The sequence below is a fragment of the Cupriavidus sp. NPDC089707 genome (assembly GCF_044748965.1).
Classification (GTDB): Bacteria; Pseudomonadota; Gammaproteobacteria; order Burkholderiales; family Burkholderiaceae; genus Cupriavidus.
This window is the reverse complement of sequence record NZ_JBIVHB010000003.1, coordinates 360,592-379,848: the sequence shown is the minus strand read 5'-3', so window position 1 is coordinate 379,848 and position 19,257 is coordinate 360,592. Positions and strand designations below refer to the sequence as shown.

12 protein-coding genes and 1 other RNA gene are annotated in these 19,257 nt (G+C 68.7%); 10 read left to right on the top strand and 3 right to left on the bottom strand.

Annotation, left to right across the window (positions count from 1 at the left end; translation table 11 throughout):
* Positions 1-10: 10 nt before the first annotated feature.
* A complete protein-coding gene (rho, locus tag ACIP1U_RS08045; RefSeq protein ID WP_042886485.1) occupies positions 11-1,273 on the bottom strand; it encodes a transcription termination factor Rho in 1,263 nt (420 codons plus the stop codon).
* A gap of 180 nt (positions 1,274-1,453) precedes the next feature.
* Positions 1,454-1,780 (bottom strand): thioredoxin TrxA, encoded by a 327-nt coding sequence (gene trxA / locus ACIP1U_RS08040; protein ID WP_029046118.1) that lies wholly within the window; start codon positions 1,778-1,780, stop codon positions 1,454-1,456.
* 465 nt (positions 1,781-2,245) lie between these two features.
* Between trxA and ACIP1U_RS08035 the strand changes: the two genes are divergently transcribed.
* The 3 genes from ACIP1U_RS08035 (at position 2,246) to ACIP1U_RS08025 (ending at position 9,263) form a co-directional block, all read left to right on the top strand.
* Positions 2,246-2,518 (top strand): hypothetical protein, encoded by a 273-nt coding sequence (locus ACIP1U_RS08035; protein ID WP_116322035.1) that lies wholly within the window; start codon positions 2,246-2,248, stop codon positions 2,516-2,518.
* Between the two features lie 179 nt (positions 2,519-2,697).
* Positions 2,698-5,598, top strand: a complete 2,901-nt coding sequence (locus tag ACIP1U_RS08030; RefSeq protein WP_400313622.1) for a PD-(D/E)XK nuclease family protein — start codon at positions 2,698-2,700, stop codon at positions 5,596-5,598.
* On the top strand, positions 5,595-9,263 hold the full coding sequence (locus ACIP1U_RS08025; protein ID WP_400313619.1) for a UvrD-helicase domain-containing protein: 3,669 nt from the start codon (positions 5,595-5,597) through the stop codon (positions 9,261-9,263). The genes ACIP1U_RS08030 and ACIP1U_RS08025 overlap by 4 nt, the downstream gene beginning before the upstream one ends.
* A 249-nt stretch (positions 9,264-9,512) precedes the next feature.
* Here the strand turns inward: ACIP1U_RS08025 and ffs are convergent.
* Positions 9,513-9,611, bottom strand: an RNA gene (gene ffs, locus ACIP1U_RS08020) — signal recognition particle sRNA small type.
* A gap of 219 nt (positions 9,612-9,830) precedes the next feature.
* Between ffs and ACIP1U_RS08015 the strand changes: the two genes are divergently transcribed.
* From ACIP1U_RS08015 to ACIP1U_RS07985, 7 genes are all read left to right on the top strand, one after another.
* Positions 9,831-12,329 (top strand): adenosylcobalamin-dependent ribonucleoside-diphosphate reductase, encoded by a 2,499-nt coding sequence (locus tag ACIP1U_RS08015; RefSeq protein ID WP_400313617.1) that lies wholly within the window; start codon positions 9,831-9,833, stop codon positions 12,327-12,329.
* A 120-nt stretch (positions 12,330-12,449) separates the two neighbouring features.
* Positions 12,450-14,843 carry a DNA polymerase III subunit gamma/tau gene (locus ACIP1U_RS08010; RefSeq protein WP_400313615.1) on the top strand — a complete coding sequence of 798 codons (2,394 nt, stop codon included), beginning with the start codon at positions 12,450-12,452 and terminating at the stop codon, positions 14,841-14,843.
* Positions 14,844-14,906: 63 nt separating this feature from the next.
* Positions 14,907-15,239, top strand: coding sequence for a YbaB/EbfC family nucleoid-associated protein (locus tag ACIP1U_RS08005; protein ID WP_012353187.1), 333 nt, complete (start codon positions 14,907-14,909; stop codon positions 15,237-15,239).
* A 20-nt stretch (positions 15,240-15,259) separates the two neighbouring features.
* Positions 15,260-15,874 (top strand): recombination mediator RecR, encoded by a 615-nt coding sequence (gene recR / locus ACIP1U_RS08000; protein ID WP_400313844.1) that lies wholly within the window; start codon positions 15,260-15,262, stop codon positions 15,872-15,874.
* A gap of 81 nt (positions 15,875-15,955) precedes the next feature.
* Positions 15,956-16,861 carry a LysR substrate-binding domain-containing protein gene (locus ACIP1U_RS07995; protein ID WP_400313612.1) on the top strand — a complete coding sequence of 302 codons (906 nt, stop codon included), beginning with the start codon at positions 15,956-15,958 and terminating at the stop codon, positions 16,859-16,861.
* 184 nt (positions 16,862-17,045) lie between these two features.
* On the top strand, positions 17,046-18,242 hold the full coding sequence (locus ACIP1U_RS07990; protein WP_400313609.1) for a CaiB/BaiF CoA transferase family protein: 1,197 nt from the start codon (positions 17,046-17,048) through the stop codon (positions 18,240-18,242).
* Positions 18,239-19,207: a hydroxymethylglutaryl-CoA lyase gene (locus tag ACIP1U_RS07985; RefSeq protein WP_400313606.1), complete on the top strand. Its 969-nt coding sequence runs from the start codon at positions 18,239-18,241 to the stop codon at positions 19,205-19,207. The genes ACIP1U_RS07990 and ACIP1U_RS07985 overlap by 4 nt, the downstream gene beginning before the upstream one ends.
* The last annotated feature ends 50 nt before the right edge of the window (positions 19,208-19,257 follow it).

Here is a 19,257-nt window from a genome sequence, read left to right as displayed (position 1 = left end):
CAGCGAGGCTTTAGCCGCCTCTGCGCATCATATCGAAAAACTCTGCGTTGTTCTTCGTGGCCTTCATCTTGTCCATGATGAACTCCATGGCCTGCACTTCGTCCATGTCGGAGATGAACTTGCGCAGCACCCAGATCTTCTGCAGGATTTCCGGCTTGATCAGCAGTTCTTCGCGGCGCGTGCCAGACTTGTTCAGGTTGATCGACGGGTAGACGCGCTTCTCGGCCAGGCGGCGTTCCAGATGCACTTCCATGTTGCCGGTGCCCTTGAACTCTTCATAGATCACGTCGTCCATGCGGCTGCCGGTTTCGATCAGCGCGGTGGCGATGATGGTCAGCGAACCGCCTTCCTCCAGGTTACGCGCGGCGCCGAAGAAGCGCTTCGGACGCTGCAGCGCGTTGGCGTCGACACCGCCGGTCAACACCTTGCCCGAGGCCGGCACCACCGTGTTGTACGCGCGCGCCAGGCGCGTGATCGAGTCCAGCAGGATCACCACGTCGCGCTTCAGCTCGACCAGGCGCTTGGCCTTCTCGATCACCATTTCGGCGACCTGCACGTGGCGAATGGCTGGTTCGTCGAAGGTCGACGCCACCACTTCGCCGCGCACCGAGCGCTGCATCTCGGTCACTTCTTCCGGGCGCTCATCGATCAGCAGCACGAACAAGTCGGCTTCCGGATGATTGTTCGCGATCGCGTGTGCAATGTGCTGCAGCATCACGGTCTTCCCGGACTTGGGCGAGGCCACCAGCAGCGCGCGCTGCCCGCGGCCGATCGGCGCGATCATGTCGATGATGCGGCCGGTGATGTTTTCTTCAGCCTTGATGTCGCGTTCGAGCGTGAGCGGCCGGTTCGGGTGCAGCGGCGTCAGGTTCTCGAACATGATGCGGTTCTTGACCGCTTCGGGAGGCTGCCCGTTGACCTTGTCCACCTTCACCAGCGCAAAGTAGCGCTCGCCGTCCTTGGGCGTGCGCACTTCACCTTCGATCGAGTCACCGGTATGCAGGTTGAAACGGCGGATCTGCGACGGGCTGATGTAGATATCGTCCGTGCTGGCCAGGTACGAAGTCTCCGGCGAGCGGAGGAAGCCGAAGCCGTCGGGCAGAACTTCCAGCGTGCCGTCTCCGAAGATGGTTTCGCCCATCTTGGCGCGCTTCTTCAGGATCGCAAACATCAGTTCCTGTTTGCGCATCCGCTGTGCGTTGTCGATCTCGAGCGTTGCCGCCATTTCGAGAAGCGCAGACACGTGAAGCGATTTGAGTTCTGTCAGGTGCATAGACGAGGGGTACAGATTTGCCCGGACGGGCGAGACTGAAAGAGAAGGGGGAAAAATGAGCGAACGCTCGGGGAGTTGTTGGTGGCATCTTAGCACAATCCGACCGGTGCGCCAGGGTGTGGCGCACGCACGTCGGATCGTGACAAAAACGGAGCGGCTGGTCTGGCTCCGGCGCGCAGCTTACAGGTTGCCGTCGAGGAAGGCAGTCAGTTGCGACTTGGACAGCGCGCCGACCTTCTGGGCCGCGACCGCGCCGTTCTTGAACAGGATCAGCGTCGGGATGCCGCGGATGCCGAACTTGGCCGGGACCTGCTGGTTTTCATCGACGTTGATCTTGGCGACCTGCAGCTTGTCGCCATAGTCCTTGGCGACTTCGTCCAGGATCGGGGCGATCATCTTGCAGGGGCCGCACCATTCCGCCCAGAAGTCGAGCAGGACGGGCTTGTCGGACTGGAGGACGTCGGCGTCGAAGGAGGCGTCGCTCACATACTTGATTTGTTCGCTCATGGCGGAAAACCTCTGGTTTCGCTCTGTTTATGTTGAAGGCCGGGAAGCTGGATAGGGCAGAACCGTAACCTTACACGAGATTGCGCGGACCCGCCGAAGACGCCTTTGCCGCCTGCCGGCTGGCTCTGGCGGCCGTAGCCGCGCCCGTTGCTGCCAATATGTTACCAGTTTGCCGATTTTCAAGACCAGCACCGGTGTGGGGCTGAAAGCGTCGTCGGCAACGGTAATGATTCTGCTGCAATCGGGTGATTAGTAGAAATGCTTATTTTCAATGGCGCCAAGAGTTTCAGCCAATCAGACCAGCCAATCGGTGGGGGGTGCCATGGCGTGCACATGCGCGCTCGGCGCAGTGCCAGATCCGCGTTGCGTGCGCGTAGAATAGAAAGTAGTCCGCGGGCCGCGCACCGGCCGGCTGACCCTCACGAACCCGGCTCTCCCGAGAAGGTCATCGACAAGGTCATCGATATGAACACCGATCCCCGCAAGCCTACCCAGCCCGAGTCCGGCCAGGCGCCGGACGTGGACCACCTGAGCGATGCGCTGGACCATATCAGCAGCGCAGTCGAGACCAACAGCATTGCCAGCGGCGCCGCCAAGGGCCTGGTCTACAGCATCATCGAAACGCTGGGTACCCTGGTGGGCGACCCGGACCTCCCCGAGCATGCGCGCTCCGGCTACGAGGGCCTTCTCGAAACCGCGCGCGAGATCCGCGCCCGGCTGGAGGGCGGCACGCACTGAGCGGCCCGCCCGATCGCAAACGGCTCCGCGTGCCGCGCACCGGGGCCCTTTCATGAATCGCCGCCCGCCGTGCTGCCGGCGACGCGCGGTATTCTCTTTGCCTTGTTCCCTGACGCCCTGACGTCTTCCCCCGACCGACGCAGTTACCGCAGCCATGCCGCGCTGCGGCCCACGAGCCCATGACGTCGCTAAGTTTTCGCCCTGGCCCTGATTTCCTCGAACAGGCGGCCACCGCCGCGTGGTTTTTCCTTGACCGCTGCGGCGCGCCCGAAGCTGGCGCGCACGTGGTGGTGCCGACCGCGGCGCAGATTCCGGGCGTGCGCGAGGCGCTCGACGCCGCCGCGCGTGCGGCCGGACGGCCGCGCCTGTTGCCGCGCGTGCTGACGCTGGGCCACTGGCTGCTCGACCTGCCGCCCGACAGCACGCCGGTGCGCAGCCCAGCGGCGCGTCTGCTGGCGGTGCAGCAGGCCGTGCGCGGGCAAGAGTGGCTGCGCCGTGCCTTCGGCGCGCAGAACGAGACCGCGGCGTGGGGCCTGTCGCAGACGCTGCTTGCGATTTGCGACGAACTGAATGCGCGCTGGCTCGAGGACGCTGCCATCCGCAATGGCGACGACATCGACGACATCGACGACATCGACGGCAACGATCGCGCCGCGCTGCTGCAGGGCGCGCTGGAACGCACCTACTCGCACCTGTCCGAACGCTTCCTCGGTGAAGAGGCGCGCATCGTGCTGGCCTTCTGGCAAGCGCTGTCCGGGCCTGACGATCCGCTGCCGGCACGGCGCCGTGCGCTGCGCGAGCTATCGCAGCAACTGCGCGGCCCGGTGGTGTGGATCGCGCCGACCCCGCCCACGCCGCTCGAAGCCGCGTTCCTGCGTGAAGCCGCCGAACTGGTGCCGGTGCTGCAGGTCGGCTATGACTGGGCGGGGCAGGGGGAAGCGGACGCCGATGCTGACTGGTACCAGGCGCTGCTGTCGCTGTGGCCTGAGGCGCGAATTGCCGGGGAGGAAGATGCCCTTGCGCCGCCGCCCGCCACGCCGGCACTGCCCGAGCAACGCCCGGCCATCCGCGTGATCGGCAGCGCGCGCTTCGAGGACGAAGCCGCGGCCGCGGCGGCGCAGCTGGTGCAATGGCTCAACGAAGGCCGCCGTCAGGTCGCGCTGGTAGCCCATGACCGCGTGGTGGCGCGGCGCGCGCGGGCGCTGCTGGCGCGTGCCGGCGCACCGGTGCGTGACGAAACCGGCTGGAAGCTTTCGACCACGCGCGCGGCCGCCGCGCTGATGCGCTGGTTCGACCTGCTGGTGCGCGACGGCGATACCGCGGCGCTGCTCGACCTGTTGAAAAGCCCGTTCTGCCTGCCCGATTTCGCCGAGCGTGGCGTGGCCATTGCGTTGCTGGAGCGCCAGGTACGGCGCGAGGGCATTACCGGCGGCTGGAAGCGCCTGCGGCAATTGTTCGGCATCGCGCCGACAAGTGCGCCCGAGTCTGGCCGCGACGAGGACGAGGCAGCCGAAGCGCCGCGTCGCGCAGCACGGGCGCTGGTTGCGGTGCTGGCGGACGAGGCGGCACGCTGGCCGCGCGGCCTTGCGCAGCATCCGCTGGCAACGTGGCTGGAGCGGCTCGACGGCATGCTTGACGGCCTCGGCATGCGCGCCGCGCTGGCAGCCGATGCTGCCGGCAGCCAGTTGCTCGACGCACTGGCGCGGCTGCAAGAGTTGCCGCAGGACGAAACCGGCGGCCATGCCACGCTGTCGCTGGGCGAATTCCGCGCCATGCTGTCGGCGCTGCTCGAATCCGTGGCCTACAAGGAGCCGTCCGCCAGCGGCCCGGCGCGCATCACCATCCTGCCGCTGAACGGCGCGCGCATGCGCCGCTTCGAGGGCGTGGTGATCGTGGGCTGCGACGACGCGCAATTGCCGTCGAGCGCGGCCGAGCTGATGTTTTTTTCCAATCAGATGCGCCGCGAGCTGGACCTGGAAGACCGCGAGGCGCGCTTCGCCCAGCAGGCGCGCGACCTGGCAGAGGTGCTGCTGAACAATGACGACGTGGTGATGACCTGGCAGCGCTTCGGCGGCCGCGGCGAACCGCATCACGTGTCGGGCTGGATCGAGCGGCTGGCGGCATGCTGTGCGCGCAGCGGCGTCATCATTGACGGCAACGCCGTGCCGCAGGCCTACGAAACCTTCGCCGAACCGCAAGGCATGCCCGCGCCGTTCGCGTTGCCGGAGCTGGTGCCGCAACGCTGGAGCGCGCAGGCCTACAACATGCTGCGCCGCTGCCCGTACCAGTTCTTCGCCGGCCGCATGCTCGGCCTGGCGGGGCTGGAGACTGTCAGCGACGAACTGGAGAAGCGCGAGATCGGCGAGCACCTGCACCGTGTGCTGCTGCGCTACCACAAGGATCTGCACGCACGGCGCGAGTGCGGCGAGACGCTGTCGCAAGACCAGCGCCTGGCGCGGCTGCGCGAGATCTCCGACGATGTGTTCGGCGCGCTGATGGCCGAGGACGGCAACGCCATCGCCTATTACCGCCGCTGGTGCGAGGTGCTGCCCTCGTATGTCGCCTGGCAGTCGGCGCGCGAGGCCGAGGGCTGGTTCTGGCGCGGCGGCGAGCTCGATGCCGGCATTGACCTGCCTATGCCCGACGGCCAGCCACTGCGGCTGACCGGACGCATCGACCGCCTCGACCAGGGGCCGGACGGCGCGCATGCGGTGCTTGACTACAAGACGCAGAGTGCCACGCGGCTCAAGCGCAAGCTGGCCGAGGTCGAGGAAGATTGCCAGCTGCCGTTCTACGGGCTGTTGCGCGCCGATGCCGTGGACGGTGGCTGGGTGTCGCTTGAAGGTGCGAAAGAAAGCGCGCGCGACACCTCGGCGGCGCAACGCGAGGTCGGCCTGCCCGACTTCCAGGCCGCGGTCACCTGGCTGGAACGGCAGATGCGCCATGACGTGATGCGGCTGCGCCAGGGCGCGCAGCTGCCTGCGTTCGGCGATGCCTCGGCTTGTGTGTATTGCACCGCCCGCGGCCTGTGCCGCAAGGGCTTCTGGGAATCCACCGCCGTGCCGGTGCTGAAAACATGATGGTCCACGATCCGCTCAATACCCAGGATAACCAGGTCCAGCCCTACCAGCGCGATGGCCATCCCGTGTCGGAGGCCGAGTTCACCCGTGCGGCCTGCGATCCCGCGCGCTCGGTCGTGGTCGAGGCCTGCGCCGGCAGCGGCAAGACCTGGCTGCTGGTGGCGCGCCTGGTGCGCCTGCTGCTGGCCGGCGCCGCGCCGCACGAGATCCTCGCGATCACCTTCACGCGCAAGGCCGCCGAAGAAATGCGCGACCGCCTGCTGGACGTGCTGGCGCAACTGTCGCGCGAGCCCGACGACGATGTCATCGCCGCGCTGGTGCAGCGCGGCCTGAGCCCGGAAGCCGCGCGCGAGGCGCTGCCGCGCGCGCGCCGCCTGCATGCGCAGGTGCTGGCTGCGCCCGGGCGCATGGCGATCGACACCTTCCACGGTTGGTTCGGCACGCTGCTGCGCGGCGCGCCGCTGGCATCGGGCATCGTGCCCGGCGCGTCGCTGCGCGAAGATGCCTTGCGCATGAAGCGTGAAGCATGGGCGCCGGTCTGGCGCGCGCTGGCCACGCCGCAGTACGAAGACCTGCGTGCTGCATGGGAAACGCTGGTCGATACCGTGGGCGACTTCCAGGCGCGCGCGCTGCTCGATGCCATGTTCCATGCCCGCAGCGAATGGTGGGCGATGCAGGAAGGCGGCGACCCGCGGCAAGCATTGTGCGACTGCCTTGGCGAAGACGCCCAGGGCGATGTCCTGCTGCAGGCGCTGGCCGATGAAGGCTGGCGCGATGCCTGCGAGACGCTGGCGCTGCGCCTGGGCGCCGGCGGCAAGACCGAGCAGACCCATGCCACGCGCATCACCGACGCGCTGATGGCCATCACCGCCTGGCGCGAAGCCGGCGCACCACCGGGCAAGGCAGCGGGCAAGGCAGCGGGCAAGGCCGCCGAACGCGTGTTCGCGCAACTGCGCGCAGCGTTCTTCACCACCACGGGAGAGCCGCGCTCGCTGCGCCGGACTAATGCCCTCGTCAAGGCCGCAGGGGGCGAGGGCATGATCGACACGCTGCTCGACCAGCACGCGTCCATCTGCGCGATGCTTGACGAGATCAGCGCCCGCTGCTGCGAGGCCGCGGTGCTCGCCATCAACGAGGCGCTGTTCTGCATCGGCGACGCATTGCTGACGCGCTACCAGCAGCACAAGCAGGAACAGCGCGCGATGGACTTCGCCGACCTGGAATGGCAGGCCGCGCAGCTGATGTCCGACGAAGGGACGGCGACCTACCTGCAGGTGCGGCTCGATGCGCGCTACCGCCATTTGCTGCTCGACGAGTTCCAGGACACCAACCCGCTGCAGTGGCGCATCCTGCAGGGCTGGCTGGCCGGCTACGCGGGCCTGGGCGAGCGCCCGACCGTGTTCCTGGTGGGCGATCCCAAGCAGTCGATCTATCGTTTCCGCCGAGCCGACGCGCGCCTCTTCGGCGCTGCCGGCGAGATGCTGCGCGATGCCTTCGGGGCGACGGTGCTGCGCACCAACCGCACGCGGCGCAATCGCGCCGAGGTGCTTGACTGGGTCAATGCCGTGTTCGACGCGGCGCGTGCTGAAGGGCGCTATCCGCAGTACGAGACGCAGACCTCGGCGCTGGCCGAAGGCGGCGGTCCGGTGTGGCTGCTGCCGCTGGTAGAGGCCGAAGACAAGGCCAACGACAAGTCCGCCGACAAGGCAAGCGACAGCGAAGCGAACGAGCCGGAAGCACAGGCCGAGGACAACGCCACGCATCGCGACACGCTGCTGCAGCCGCGCCGGCAGGCCGGCGACTCGCTGCGCCTGGAAGAAGGCCGGCGCGTGGCTGCGTGGCTTCGCCATGTGCGTGACACCGTGCCGGTCCACGAGAGCGGCGGCACGCGCCCCGCGCGCTGGAGCGACATGCACCTGCTGGTGCGCCGCAAGACCCACCTCGCCGACTACGAGCGTGCCCTGCGCGAGGCGGGTATCCCATGCCTGAGCCCGCGCCGCGGCGGTCTGCTGGCCACGCTTGAAGCGCTGGACCTGTCGGCGTTGCTGGCCTTCCTGATGACACCGGAGTCCGACCTCGATCTCGCCCACGTGCTCAAGAGCCCGCTGGTCGGCGCGACCGACGATGACCTGCTGGCCCTGGCCCAGCTGGAAGGCGAGGGCGGCTGGTGGGCGCGCATCGAGGCCTGCGGCCTGCCTGAGCACGTCTCGGACGCGTTGCGCGAAGGCGTGCCTCGGCTGCGCCAGTGGCTGCGCGTCGCGCCGCACCAGCCGGTGCACGACCTGATCGACCAGATCTTCCACGGCGGCGAAGTCCGGCGCCGTTATGCCGAAGCCGCGCCGGCGGATATCCGTGAGCAGGTGCTGGCCAACCTTGATGCCTTCCTGAAGCTGTCGCTGGATCTGGACGGCGGCCGTTACCCAAGTCTGCCCAAGTTCATCGACGAGCTGCAGGAAATCCGCCGTGGCGACGAGGGCGAGAGTCCTGACGAAGGCGGCATGGGCGACAACGCCGAAGACATCGAGCCGGCCGAGGACGATGCTTCCTTCGCCGGCCTCGATGCGGTCCACATCCTGACCGTGCATGCGGCTAAGGGCCTGGAGGCGCCGTTCGTGGTGTTGCTCGATGCAAACCACAGCGATCCCGCTGCGGACAAGGGCGGGATCCTGGTCGACTGGCCGCCGTCGTCGCCGGTGCCGCGGCATTTCTCGGCGTATGGCAAGCGCAGTGAACGCGGCCTGGCGCGCGCACCGATGTTCGAGGCCGAGTTGGCGCTGGGCGAGCGGGAGAACTGGAACCTGCTGTATGTCGCCATGACGCGGGCGCAGCAAGGCCTGCTGGTCAGCGGCGTGAAGGGCCGCACCAGCCGCGCCGGCGCCGGCGAGAATAACGCGGAGATCGCCGGCAGCTGGTACGTGCGGCTGCAGGGCGCGGGCGTGGGCGAGATGTTGCCCGCGTACCCCGAGCACCTGGCGCAAGCGGGCGACAGCGAGGCGCCCATACTGGCGCCGCTGAGCGAGCCGGTGCGCTTCACCGACTTCCGCCTGCGCTATCGCGACGCCGGGGCGCTGCCATCGTTCGAGGACGACGCGCAGGCCGAAGAGGCGCCGTCGGAAGATGACGGCATCGTCTTCAACGCCGCGGCAGCCCGCCATGGCGAACTGGTGCACGCCCTGCTGGAGCGGCTGACGCGCTATCCGGAAGCGTTTGCCGGCATTCCGGACATTGATACCGTGCTGCGCTGGTTCCCGCTCACCGGCGCGCATACCCGCGAGGCGCGGCAAGCGTGGCGCGAGCAGGTCGATGAAGCGCTCGCGGCGGTGCGCGTGATGCTGGGCGCGCCGGCGCTGGCGCGCCTGCTGTCGTTGGATGGAGCCGGCAGCGCGCGCAATGAAGTCGAACTGTATGACGCGCGCGGCCGGCTGCTGCGCATCGACCGGTTGGTGGAATTTGACGACCGCGTCGTCATCGTCGACTACAAGTTGCGCTTGCTGCCGCAGGAGCACGCGGCCTATCGCGCGCAGCTGGGGCGCTACGTGGCGGCGGTCGCGCCGCTGTTCCCGGGCAAGCGCATCGAGGCCGGCGTAGCCACCGCGGACGGCGCGTGGATTCCCGCCGAGCGGCTGGCGCCGCCGATGCTGACGCAGCAGGGTTCGCTGTTCTGAGTGGTGATCGCGCCGGACAGCTCCGGGGAATCGGCGCAGAATGGGACGTGGGTGCGCCGTGTCCGGCGCACGCCAGCCGGCATGCTGTACTAAAGTGGCAGGTACGGCGCTGCAAGCGGCGTGCGCATGCCGATGCGAAATGCGGTTCGCGGGAGCGTGGGGTGAAGCGGTGGAAGGGTGAGGCAGGAGGGGCGTACGGCGGGTAGCGTACGGTGGGTAGGGCGGGTAGAGCAGGTAGAGCGGGTAGAGGTGGACGAGCCTGACCCTCGGCACTGGTGGAAAACGGCTGTGGCTGCTTCGTTCCCGACCTGACCAGGTTGACCGCGCCACCATGCGAGGAGGCCCGTCCGAGCGGCATTGTAACCCAGTCCGCGGCATTGCGTCGAATTGCCTTGTCCGCCGCGGGTCATTGCATGCGGCATAGCGCCGGCTTGATCTGGCGCAGGCGGTGCAGGCCGCGCTGACCCGACCATGACAGGCCGCCGCACTATCAGCGGCGCGGCGCGCCGGCGACGCGCGTCCCGGATCCACTGATTCACCCAACCTCGGAGCGTGGTGAGCCCAGACATGAACGCAAACGACCAGATCATTCACGGTGCCATGGCGCCGCAGGAAATCTCCACCGAAGTCCTGATCGAAAAATACGCCAAGGGCGAAGAAGGCAGCATTGCCGACGTCAGGCAGCGTGTGGCAAGGGCGCTGGCGCAGGCCGAGCCAGAGGGCGAGCGCGAGGCCTGGAGCGCGCGCTTCCTGTGGGCACAGGAAAACGGCTTCGTGCCGGCCGGGCGCATCAATTCTGCCGCCGGCACCGGTATCCAGGCCACGCTGATCAACTGCTTCGTGCAGCCGGTGGGCGACTCGGTGTCGGAAGCGCGCGACGGGCGGCCCAGCATCTACACCGCGGTGGCGCAGGCGGCCGAGACCATGCGCCGCGGCGGCGGCGTCGGCTATGACTTCTCGGCGATCCGGCCGGCGGGCGCACTGGTGCGCGCGACGCACTCGCGCGCGTCGGGGCCAGTGTCCTTCATGAAGGTATTCGATGCCTCGTGCGCGACGGTGGAATCTGCCGGCGCGCGCCGCGGCGCGCAGATGGGCGTGCTGCGCTGCGACCATCCGGATATCGAGAGCTTTATCCACGCCAAGGACAAGGGCGACCTCACCAATTTCAATATCTCGATCGGCGTCACCGACGAATTCATGCGCGCGGTGCAGGACGATGGCGAGGTCGAGCTGATCCATGAAGCGGAGCCCGGCGCCGACATGATCGCCGCCGGCGCCTATCGCCGCGACGACGACCAATGGGTGTACCGCCGCCTGCCGGCGCGGCAACTGTGGGACCAGGTGATGCAGGCCACCTACGACCACGCCGAGCCCGGCATCCTGTTCCTGTCGCGCATCAACGCCGACAACAACCTCTATTACTGCGAGCGCATCGAGGCCACCAATCCTTGCGCCGAGCAGCCCCTGCCGCCCTATGGCTGCTGCTGCCTGGGCTCGATCAACCTGACGCGCTTTGTGCGCCAGCCGTTCTCGCCGCAGGCTGAATTCGATTTCGATGCCTTTGCCGAGGTGGTGCGCGTGGCCACGCGTATGCTCGACAACGTGCTCGACGTGACCTTCTGGCCGTTGCCCGAGCAGCAGGCCGAGGCCCATGCCAAGCGCCGCGTGGGGCTGGGCTTCCTGGGGCTGGGCAGCGCGCTGGTGATGCTGGGCCTGCGCTACGACACCGAGCCGGCGCGGCAACTGGCGGCGCGCATTGCCGAACGCATGCGCGACGACGCCTACCTGGCGTCGACCGAGCTGGCCGCACAGAAGGGCGCCTTCCCGCTGCTGGATGTCGACGCCTACCTGAAGAGCGGCTTCGCCGGCCGGCTGCCGCAGGCCGTGCGCGATGCCATTGCGCGCAACGGCCTGCGCAACTCGCACCTGCTGTCGATCGCGCCGACCGGCACGATCACGCTGGCGTTTGCCGACAATGCCTCCAATGGCATCGAGCCGGCCTTCTCCTGGACCTATCACCGCCGCAAGCGGATGCCGGACAACAGCTACCGCGCGTTCGAGGTGGCGGACCACGCTTGGCGCCTCTACCGTCACATGGGCGCTGACATGGCGCAGTTGCCGGACAGCTTTGTCACGGCGCTGCAGATGTCGGCGCTGGACCATATGCGCATGCTGGAAGCGGTGCAGCCGTATATCGACACCAGCATCAGCAAGACTGTCAACGTGCCGGAGGACTATCCGTACGAGGCCTTCCGGCACCTGTACCTGGAGGCTTGGCAGGCTGGTCTGAAGGGGCTGGCGACTTATCGCCCCAATTCGGTGCTTGGCGCGGTGCTGTCGGTCGACGCGGCAACTGCAGCGCCGTCGGCAGCGCCTGCGGCGGTGGCCGATGACAACCCGCTGGTGCGTCCGTTCAACAGCCGGCCGGTCGGCGACCTGGAGGGTGTGACCTCCAAGGTCGAATACCTCACCTACGAAGGCCACAAGACTGTCTACCTGACCGTCAACTTCATGCGCGTGGCAGGCGTCGCCGACGGCAAGCCTGTGGTGATCGAGCGGCCGGTGGAGTTCTTCATGCCGGCGGGGCAACGCAGCGAAGGCCAGCAGTGGATCACCTCGACCATGCGGCTGCTGTCGATGGTGGCGCGCTCGGGCGGTTCGGTCGCCAAGGCGCTGGCCGACATGCGCAACGTGGTGTGGGACAAGGGCACGGTGCGCTACGGCTCGCTGGTGCGGCAGGACGGCACCGAGGTGCCGCGTTTCCATGACTCGGAGGTGGCGGCGCTGAGCTACGCGCTGCAGCGCATCCTGATCAAGCGCGGCTTCCTCGATGCCGAAGGCGGGCAGGTGCCGGTGGCGGCGCTGGCAGCCCGGCTGGCGCAGCGCGAAAGCGGCGGGGCCGCGATGGATGCGGATGCCGGGTCCGCCGTCCAGGCCGGAGCGGGTGTGGTCACCCCCGGCGTGGGCACCGGCAAGCCTTGCCCGGAGTGTGGCGCGCACGCCCTGCACAAGGTCGACGGCTGCGCGAAATGCGCGAATTGCGGCTACGTGGGTGAATGCGGCTGAAGCCGTCCCGCGCCTGAAACCCGCCAGCGGCGCGGCGCCGCTGGCAGGCCCGCGCGCCAGGCCGCAAACTCCGGCCCCGCGGCGGGCAGCGGATGGTCGCCATTTGCTACAATCGCCGCCATGAGTTATCAAGTTCTAGCGCGCAAATGGCGCCCCAGGGATTTCACCACGCTGGTCGGCCAGGAGCACGTGGTCCGCGCGCTCACGCACGCGCTGGAACAGCAGCGGCTGCACCACGCCTACCTGTTCACCGGCACGCGCGGGGTCGGCAAGACCACGCTGTCGCGGATCCTGGCCAAGGCCCTGAACTGCACTGGCGCTGACGGCAACGGCGGCATCACCGCACAGCCATGCGGGGTGTGCAAGGCCTGCACCGAGATCGACAGCGGCCGCTTCGTCGACTACATCGAGATGGACGCCGCCTCCAACCGCGGCGTCGACGAGATGGCGCAGCTGCTCGACAAGGCGGTCTACGCGCCGGGCACCGGGCGCTTCAAGGTCTACATGATCGATGAAGTGCACATGCTCACCAACCACGCCTTCAACGCCATGCTGAAGACGCTGGAAGAGCCGCCCGGCCACGTGAAGTTCATCCTCGCCACCACCGATCCGCAGAAGATCCCGGTCACGGTGCTGTCGCGCTGCCTGCAGTTCAACCTCAAGCAGATGCCGCCGGGGCATATCGTCTCGCACCTGGACCATATCCTGGCGCAGGAAGGCATCGCCCATGACGGCAACGCGCTGCGGCTGCTGGCGCAGGCCGCGCATGGCTCGATGCGCGACGCGCTGTCGCTGACCGACCAGGCCATTGCCTACAGCGCGGGACAGGTCTCCGAGGACGCGGTGCGCGGCATGCTGGGCGCGATCGACCAGGGCTACCTGGTGCAGCTGCTCGATGCGCTCGCCGCCGAGGACGGCGCCGCCATGCTGGGCATCGCCGATGCCATGGCCGACCGCAGCCTGTCGTTTGCCGGCGCGCTGCAGGACCTGGGCTCGCTGCTGCACAAGGTGGCGCTGGCGCAGGCCGTGCCGGCTTCGGTGCAGGACGAATGGCCGGAGGCGGACGATGTGCGCCGTCTCGCCGGCGTGTTCGACGCGCAGGAAGTGCAGCTGTTCTACCAGATTGCCAACCTCGGCCGCAGCGAGCTGGCGCTGGCGCCGGACGAGTATGCCGGCTTCACCATGACGTTGCTGCGCATGCTGGCGTTCCGGCCGTCGGCATCGCCGGAGCCGACGCCCCCGACCGTTGCGCAAGGGCAGGGGGGCGGCGCTGCGCCGTCGCGGCCCCGCAGTGCGGCGCTGGCGGCCGATCCGGCCACGCCCCGGCATGCCACCGTGGCGGCTTCGCCCGCTGTGACGGCCGCACCGGCAGCACCGGCTGCGCCGGCCACTGTGGCGGCGCCGATGCCGGCGGCGGCAAAGCCGGCCGCACCGGCACCCGTATCCGAACCAGTAGCCGAGCCCGCTGCACCGACCGCACAGGCTGCACCCACAGCACCGGCACGCCCCACGCCAGACGCTGCCATGTCGCCGGCCCGTGCCGCGCTGGCGGCCGCCCGTGCGGCATCCGCGCGCGGTGGCTCGCGCAATGCCCCGCCGCCTGCCGCGCCCGCCGCTGCAGCGGCGGGCGCGCAGCGTCCGCCGGCACAGCCTTTGCGCGCGCCTGGTGCCGCGGCCGTGAGCCGTCCCGCCGCGGCGCCGGCCCGGCCGGCTCCGCAGCCGTCCGCGCAAGCCCAGGCACCGGCGCAGCGCGCTGTGCAGGTGCCCTCGGCAGCGCCCGCCAGGCCGGCTCCGGCGGCGCGCCAGCCTGAACCCGAATCGGTGCCGCCGTGGGAGATGTCCGGCGGCAGCGACGTGCCGCCATGGGAAGACCTGCCGCCGGATTTGCCGGTGATCGGCCCCTATGACAGCGACCCGGGTTTCCGTGCGGATGAGCGTGACAACGGCTTCAGCGACAACGGATTCAGCGAGCCGCCGGCACGTGTCAACCCACGCAACGGCGCGACCAGGCCCGCCAGCGCGCCCGTGCGCGAAGCCGAGCCTGTGCGCGAGGCCGCCACGCCGGCAGCACCGGCCGAGGGCGCCAAGTACGTCGCCCCGCGCCCGCCCGCAGCGGGCGAAGACGGTTCGCCACCTGTCTTCGCCGGCGACTGGCCGGCGCTGGCTGCCGGCTTGCCGCTCAAGGGCCTGGCGCAACAGCTGGCGTACCAGAGCGAACTGACGCAGGTGGTCGGCAATACCTTCAACCTGCGCATCCCGGTGGCAGCCCTCGGCGAGAACGGCGTCGCCGATCGCCTGCAACAGGTACTGTGCGACCATTTCGGCCAGCCGGTGCGCGTGTTGTGCGAAGTCGGCGCGGTCGCGGTCACCGCCGCGGCGGCCGATGCCCAGGCACGTGCCGAACGCCAGCGCGAAGCGGAGGCCGTGATCGAGGCCGATCCCTTTGTGCAAGGGCTGCTGCGCGACTTTGGCGGCCAGATCGTGCCGGGCTCGATCCAGCCGCGCGCGGCCTGACGGCCACGGCCTGCCACGAATTTCCACCACCGAATTCCCTACCGAATCCAGGAGCGTTCCATCATGATGAAAGGTCAACTCGCCGGGCTGATGAAGCAAGCCCAGCAGATGCAGGAAAACATGAAGAAGATGCAGGAGCAGTTGGCGCAGATCGAGGTCGAGGGCCAGTCCGGCGCCGGTCTCGTCAAGGTGGTCATGACCTGCAAGAACGACGTCAAGCGCGTCACCATCGACCCCAGCCTGCTGGCCGAGGGCGAGGACAAGGACCTGCTGGAAGATCTCGTCGCCGCCGCCTTCAATGACGCCGTGCGCAAGGCCGAGGCCACCACGCAGGAAAAGATGGGCTCGATGACCTCGGGCCTGCCGCTGCCCCCGGGCTTCAAGCTGCCGTTCTGAAGGCAAGCGTGAAAGCGGGTGTGAAGGGTTCCGCGCCAACTTCGCTGCAGGCGCTGGTCGAGGCGCTGCGGGTGCTGCCGGGCGTCGGGCCCAAGTCCGCCCAGCGCATGGCCTACCACCTGCTGCAGCATGACCGCGAGGGCGCGCGCAAGCTGGGCGACGCGCTGCGCGGCGCGGCGGACCATATCCGCCACTGCCAGCGCTGCAATACCTTCACCGAGCAGGATATCTGCGAGACCTGCCTGGATGACCGCCGCGACGCCGCGCTGCTGTGCGTGGTGGAAACGCCGGCCGACCAGGTCATGATCGAGCAGACCCTGACTTACCGCGGCAAGTACTTCGTGCTGATGGGCCGGCTGTCGCCGCTGGACGGCATCGGCCCGCGCGAAATCCACCTGGACCGGCTGCTCGCGCGCGCCATCGAGCCAGAGCTGGGCGGCCCGGTGGGCGAAGTCATCGTCGCTACCAACTTCACCAGCGAAGGCGAGGCCACCGCCCACTACATCGGCGAAATGCTGAAGGCGCGGGGCCTCAAGGTGTCGCGCCTGGCGCGCGGCGTGCCGGTCGGCGGCGAGCTGGAATACGTCGACGCCGGCACCATCGCGCGCGCGGTGATGGACCGCCGCAACCTCTGATCCCGGCCGCGCGGGGCTGCATGCCCGCGCGCCGCTTCCCGCTTTCCGTTTTCCGCTTTCTTCCGCGTCCCTGCCTGCCCCATGAACCTGGCCCGCTTCGATCTCGTCACGCTTGGCTTGTTCGTCGCCGTGGCACGACAGGGCAGCATCTCGGCCGGCGCGCGCCAGTCGCACCTGGCCGTTGCGGCCGCCAGCAAGCGTATTTCGGACCTGGAGACCGCGGTAGGCGCGCCGCTGTTTTTCCGCCATGCCGCCGGCGTGCAGCTGACCGAAGCCGGGCAGGCCTGCTTCCACCATGCGCTGACCATCTTGCAGGATGTTGAACGCATGGCCGGCGTGATGTCCGACTATGCATCCGGCGTGCGCGGGCAGGTGCGCGTGTGCGCCAACACGTCGGCCATCACGCAGTTCCTGCCGGACGACCTGGCGTCGTTCATGCAGCGCCATCCCACCATCCGCATCGAGCTGGAAGAGCAGAACAGCCGTGACATCGTCGCCGCGCTGGTGGAGAACCGCGCCGACGTCGGCATCTTTGCCGACCGCACCCCGGCGGCGGGGCTGATGACGATCGAGTACCGTCAGGACGAACTGGTCATCATCACGCCGCCCAACCATCCGCTGGCTGCGCGCGGCCCGGTGCGCTACGCCGACACGCTCGAATTCGACTTCGTCAGCCTGCCGCAGGAAACCTCGCTGGCGGCGCGGCTGCTGGAGGAGAGCAGCCGGCTCGACCGGCCGTTCCGCCTGCGCATCCAGGTGCGCAGCTTCGATGCCATGTGCCGCATGGTGATGGCCGGCCTCGGCGTGGGTGTGCTGCCGCGCATCGCCGCCGAGCCGCACGTCAAGTCGATGGGTTTGTCGCTGGTGTCGCTGCAGGATGCCTGGGCGCGCCGCTCGCTGCTGATCGGCCTGCGCGACCCGGCAGGCCTGACGGTGTCGGCGCGGCTGCTCATCACCCATCTTTGCGGGGATAGGGCGCCGTTCTGACGCCTTGGGCGGCAAGCGCCCCCGGAGCCTTTCGCGTTCCGAGAAAACCCGCTTCTCCGATTGCCGATTCCTGGCTCGCCCCTGGCTGGGGCACACTCCGTGCCAATGACAGACGCGGCGGTATCGATCAGCGGATCGAGTTTCCGCGGCGCAACAAATCCCCCGCATTGCACGGAGACACGCCATGGCGCAACAGATACTCGAGGGCATCCGCGTCCTCGAACTCGGGCAACTTATCGCCGGCCCCTTTGCAGCGAAAACCCTGGCCGATTTCGGTGCCCACATCATCAAGGTAGAGCCGCCCGGGCAGGGCGATCCGCTGCGCAAATGGCGCATGCTGCATGAGGGCACGTCGGTGTGGTGGGAAGCCCAGTCGCGCAACAAGGAGTCGATCTGCATCGACCTGCGCCAGCCGGAAGGGCAGGCGCTGGTGCGCAAACTGGCTGCCGAGGCCGATGTGCTGATCGAGAATTTCCGTCCCGGCACCATGGAAAAGTGGGGCCTGGGCTGGGACGTGCTGCATGCCGACAACCCGCGCCTGATCATGCTGCGCGTGTCGGGCTATGGCCAGACCGGCCCCAAGAAGGACGAGCCGGGCTTTGCCGCGGTGGCCGAGGCCATGGCGGGACTGCGTCACCTGACCGGCGAGCCGGGCCGCGCGCCGGTGCGCGCCGGATTGTCGCTGGGCGACACCATCGCCGGCCTGCACGGCGCCATGGGCGTGCTGCTGGCGCTGTACCAGCGCGATGCGCGCGGCGGTGAAGGGCAGGTGATCGACGTGGCGTTGTATGAGTCGCTGTTCAACCTGAGCGAAAGCCTGCTGCCGGAATACTCCGCCTTTGGCGCGGTGCGCCAGCCCGCCGGCGGCGCGCTGCCCGGCATCGCTCCGTCCAACGCCTATCCGTGCAGCAGCGGCGAATACGTGCTGGTGGCGGCCAACGGCGATGCCATCTTCAAGCGCATGATGCAGGCCATCGGCCGGCCTGACCTGGCCGATGACCCGGCGCTGGCGCAGAACGACGGCCGCGTGAAACGCGTTGACGAGATCGATGCCGCCATCGCCGACTGGACCCGCACGCAGACGGTGGAATCGGTGCTGGCGGTACTGCGCGAGGCGCAGGTGCCGTCGGGGCGCATCTATACCGTCAAGGACATTGCCGAAGACCCGCACTACCGCGCCCGCGGCGTGATCGAGTCGGTGACCTCGGCCGGCGGCCTGACCGTGGAAGTGCCGGGCGTGGTGCCCAAGCTGTCGGCGAGCCCGGGCGGCATCCATGATCGCGCGCCTGCGCTGGGCGAGCATACCGATGCGGTGCTGAAGCAGGCGGGCTTCGATGATGCCGCCATTGCCGACCTGCGCGCGCGCAAGGTGATCGCATGAGCGCCGCCGCCCAGCTGCGCGGCCCGGCCCGTGTCGAAATCAATGAAGTCGCGCCGCGCGACGGCCTGCAGATCGAGCCGGTGGTGGTGCGTACCGACGGCAAGGTCGCCTTCGTCGATGCGCTGTCGGCCTGCGGCTTCGCCCGCATCGAAGCCACCTCGTTCACGTCGGCGCGGGCCATCCCCGCGCTGGCCGATGCCGAAGCGGTGATGCACCGCATGCAGCGCCATCCCGGCGTGCGCTACACCGTCCTGGTGCCCAACCTGCGCGGCCTGGAACGCGCGCTGTCGTGCTGGCCTGACGAGGTCAACCTGGTGATGTCGGCCAGCGAGATCCACAACCGCGCCAACCTGCGCATGACGCGCGAGCAGTCGCAGGCGCAGTTGCTGGCGATGATCGAAGCCGCCGGCACGGCCGGCGTGCCGGTCAACATCTCGCTGTCGACGGTGTTCGGTTGCCCCTTCGAGGGCGAGGTCGATGCCGACGCGGTGATGGCGCTGGCCACGCGCTTTGCCGAAGCCGGCGCGGCGGGCATCACGCTGTGCGACACCACCGGCATGGCCTATCCCACGCAAGTGGCCGCGCTGTGCGAGCGGTTCCAGGCAGCGCTGCCCGGCACCGGCCTGACCATCCATCTGCACAACACGCGCGGCATGGGCCTGGCCAATGCACTGGCGGCATGGGAGACCGGCGTGACCCGCTTCGACGCGGCCGCCGGCGGCCTGGGCGGCTGCCCGTACGCGCCCGGTGCCAGCGGCAACGTCAGCACCGAGGACCTGGTCCACATGTTCGACTGCATGGGCGTGCAGACCGGCGTCAGCCTCGGTGCGCTGCTCGACGCGGTGGCCGGCCTGCCGGCGCTGGTCGGACGCGACATCCACAGCCAGTTGCTCAGCGCTGGCCCGCGCCTGCGCACGCACCAGCCGCCGGCATGGATGGCGGAGCATTTCGCGGCGCAAGCCTAGTGCCGCACCCGGACAACAACAAGACATTGGCAATACAAATGGAGACCCTC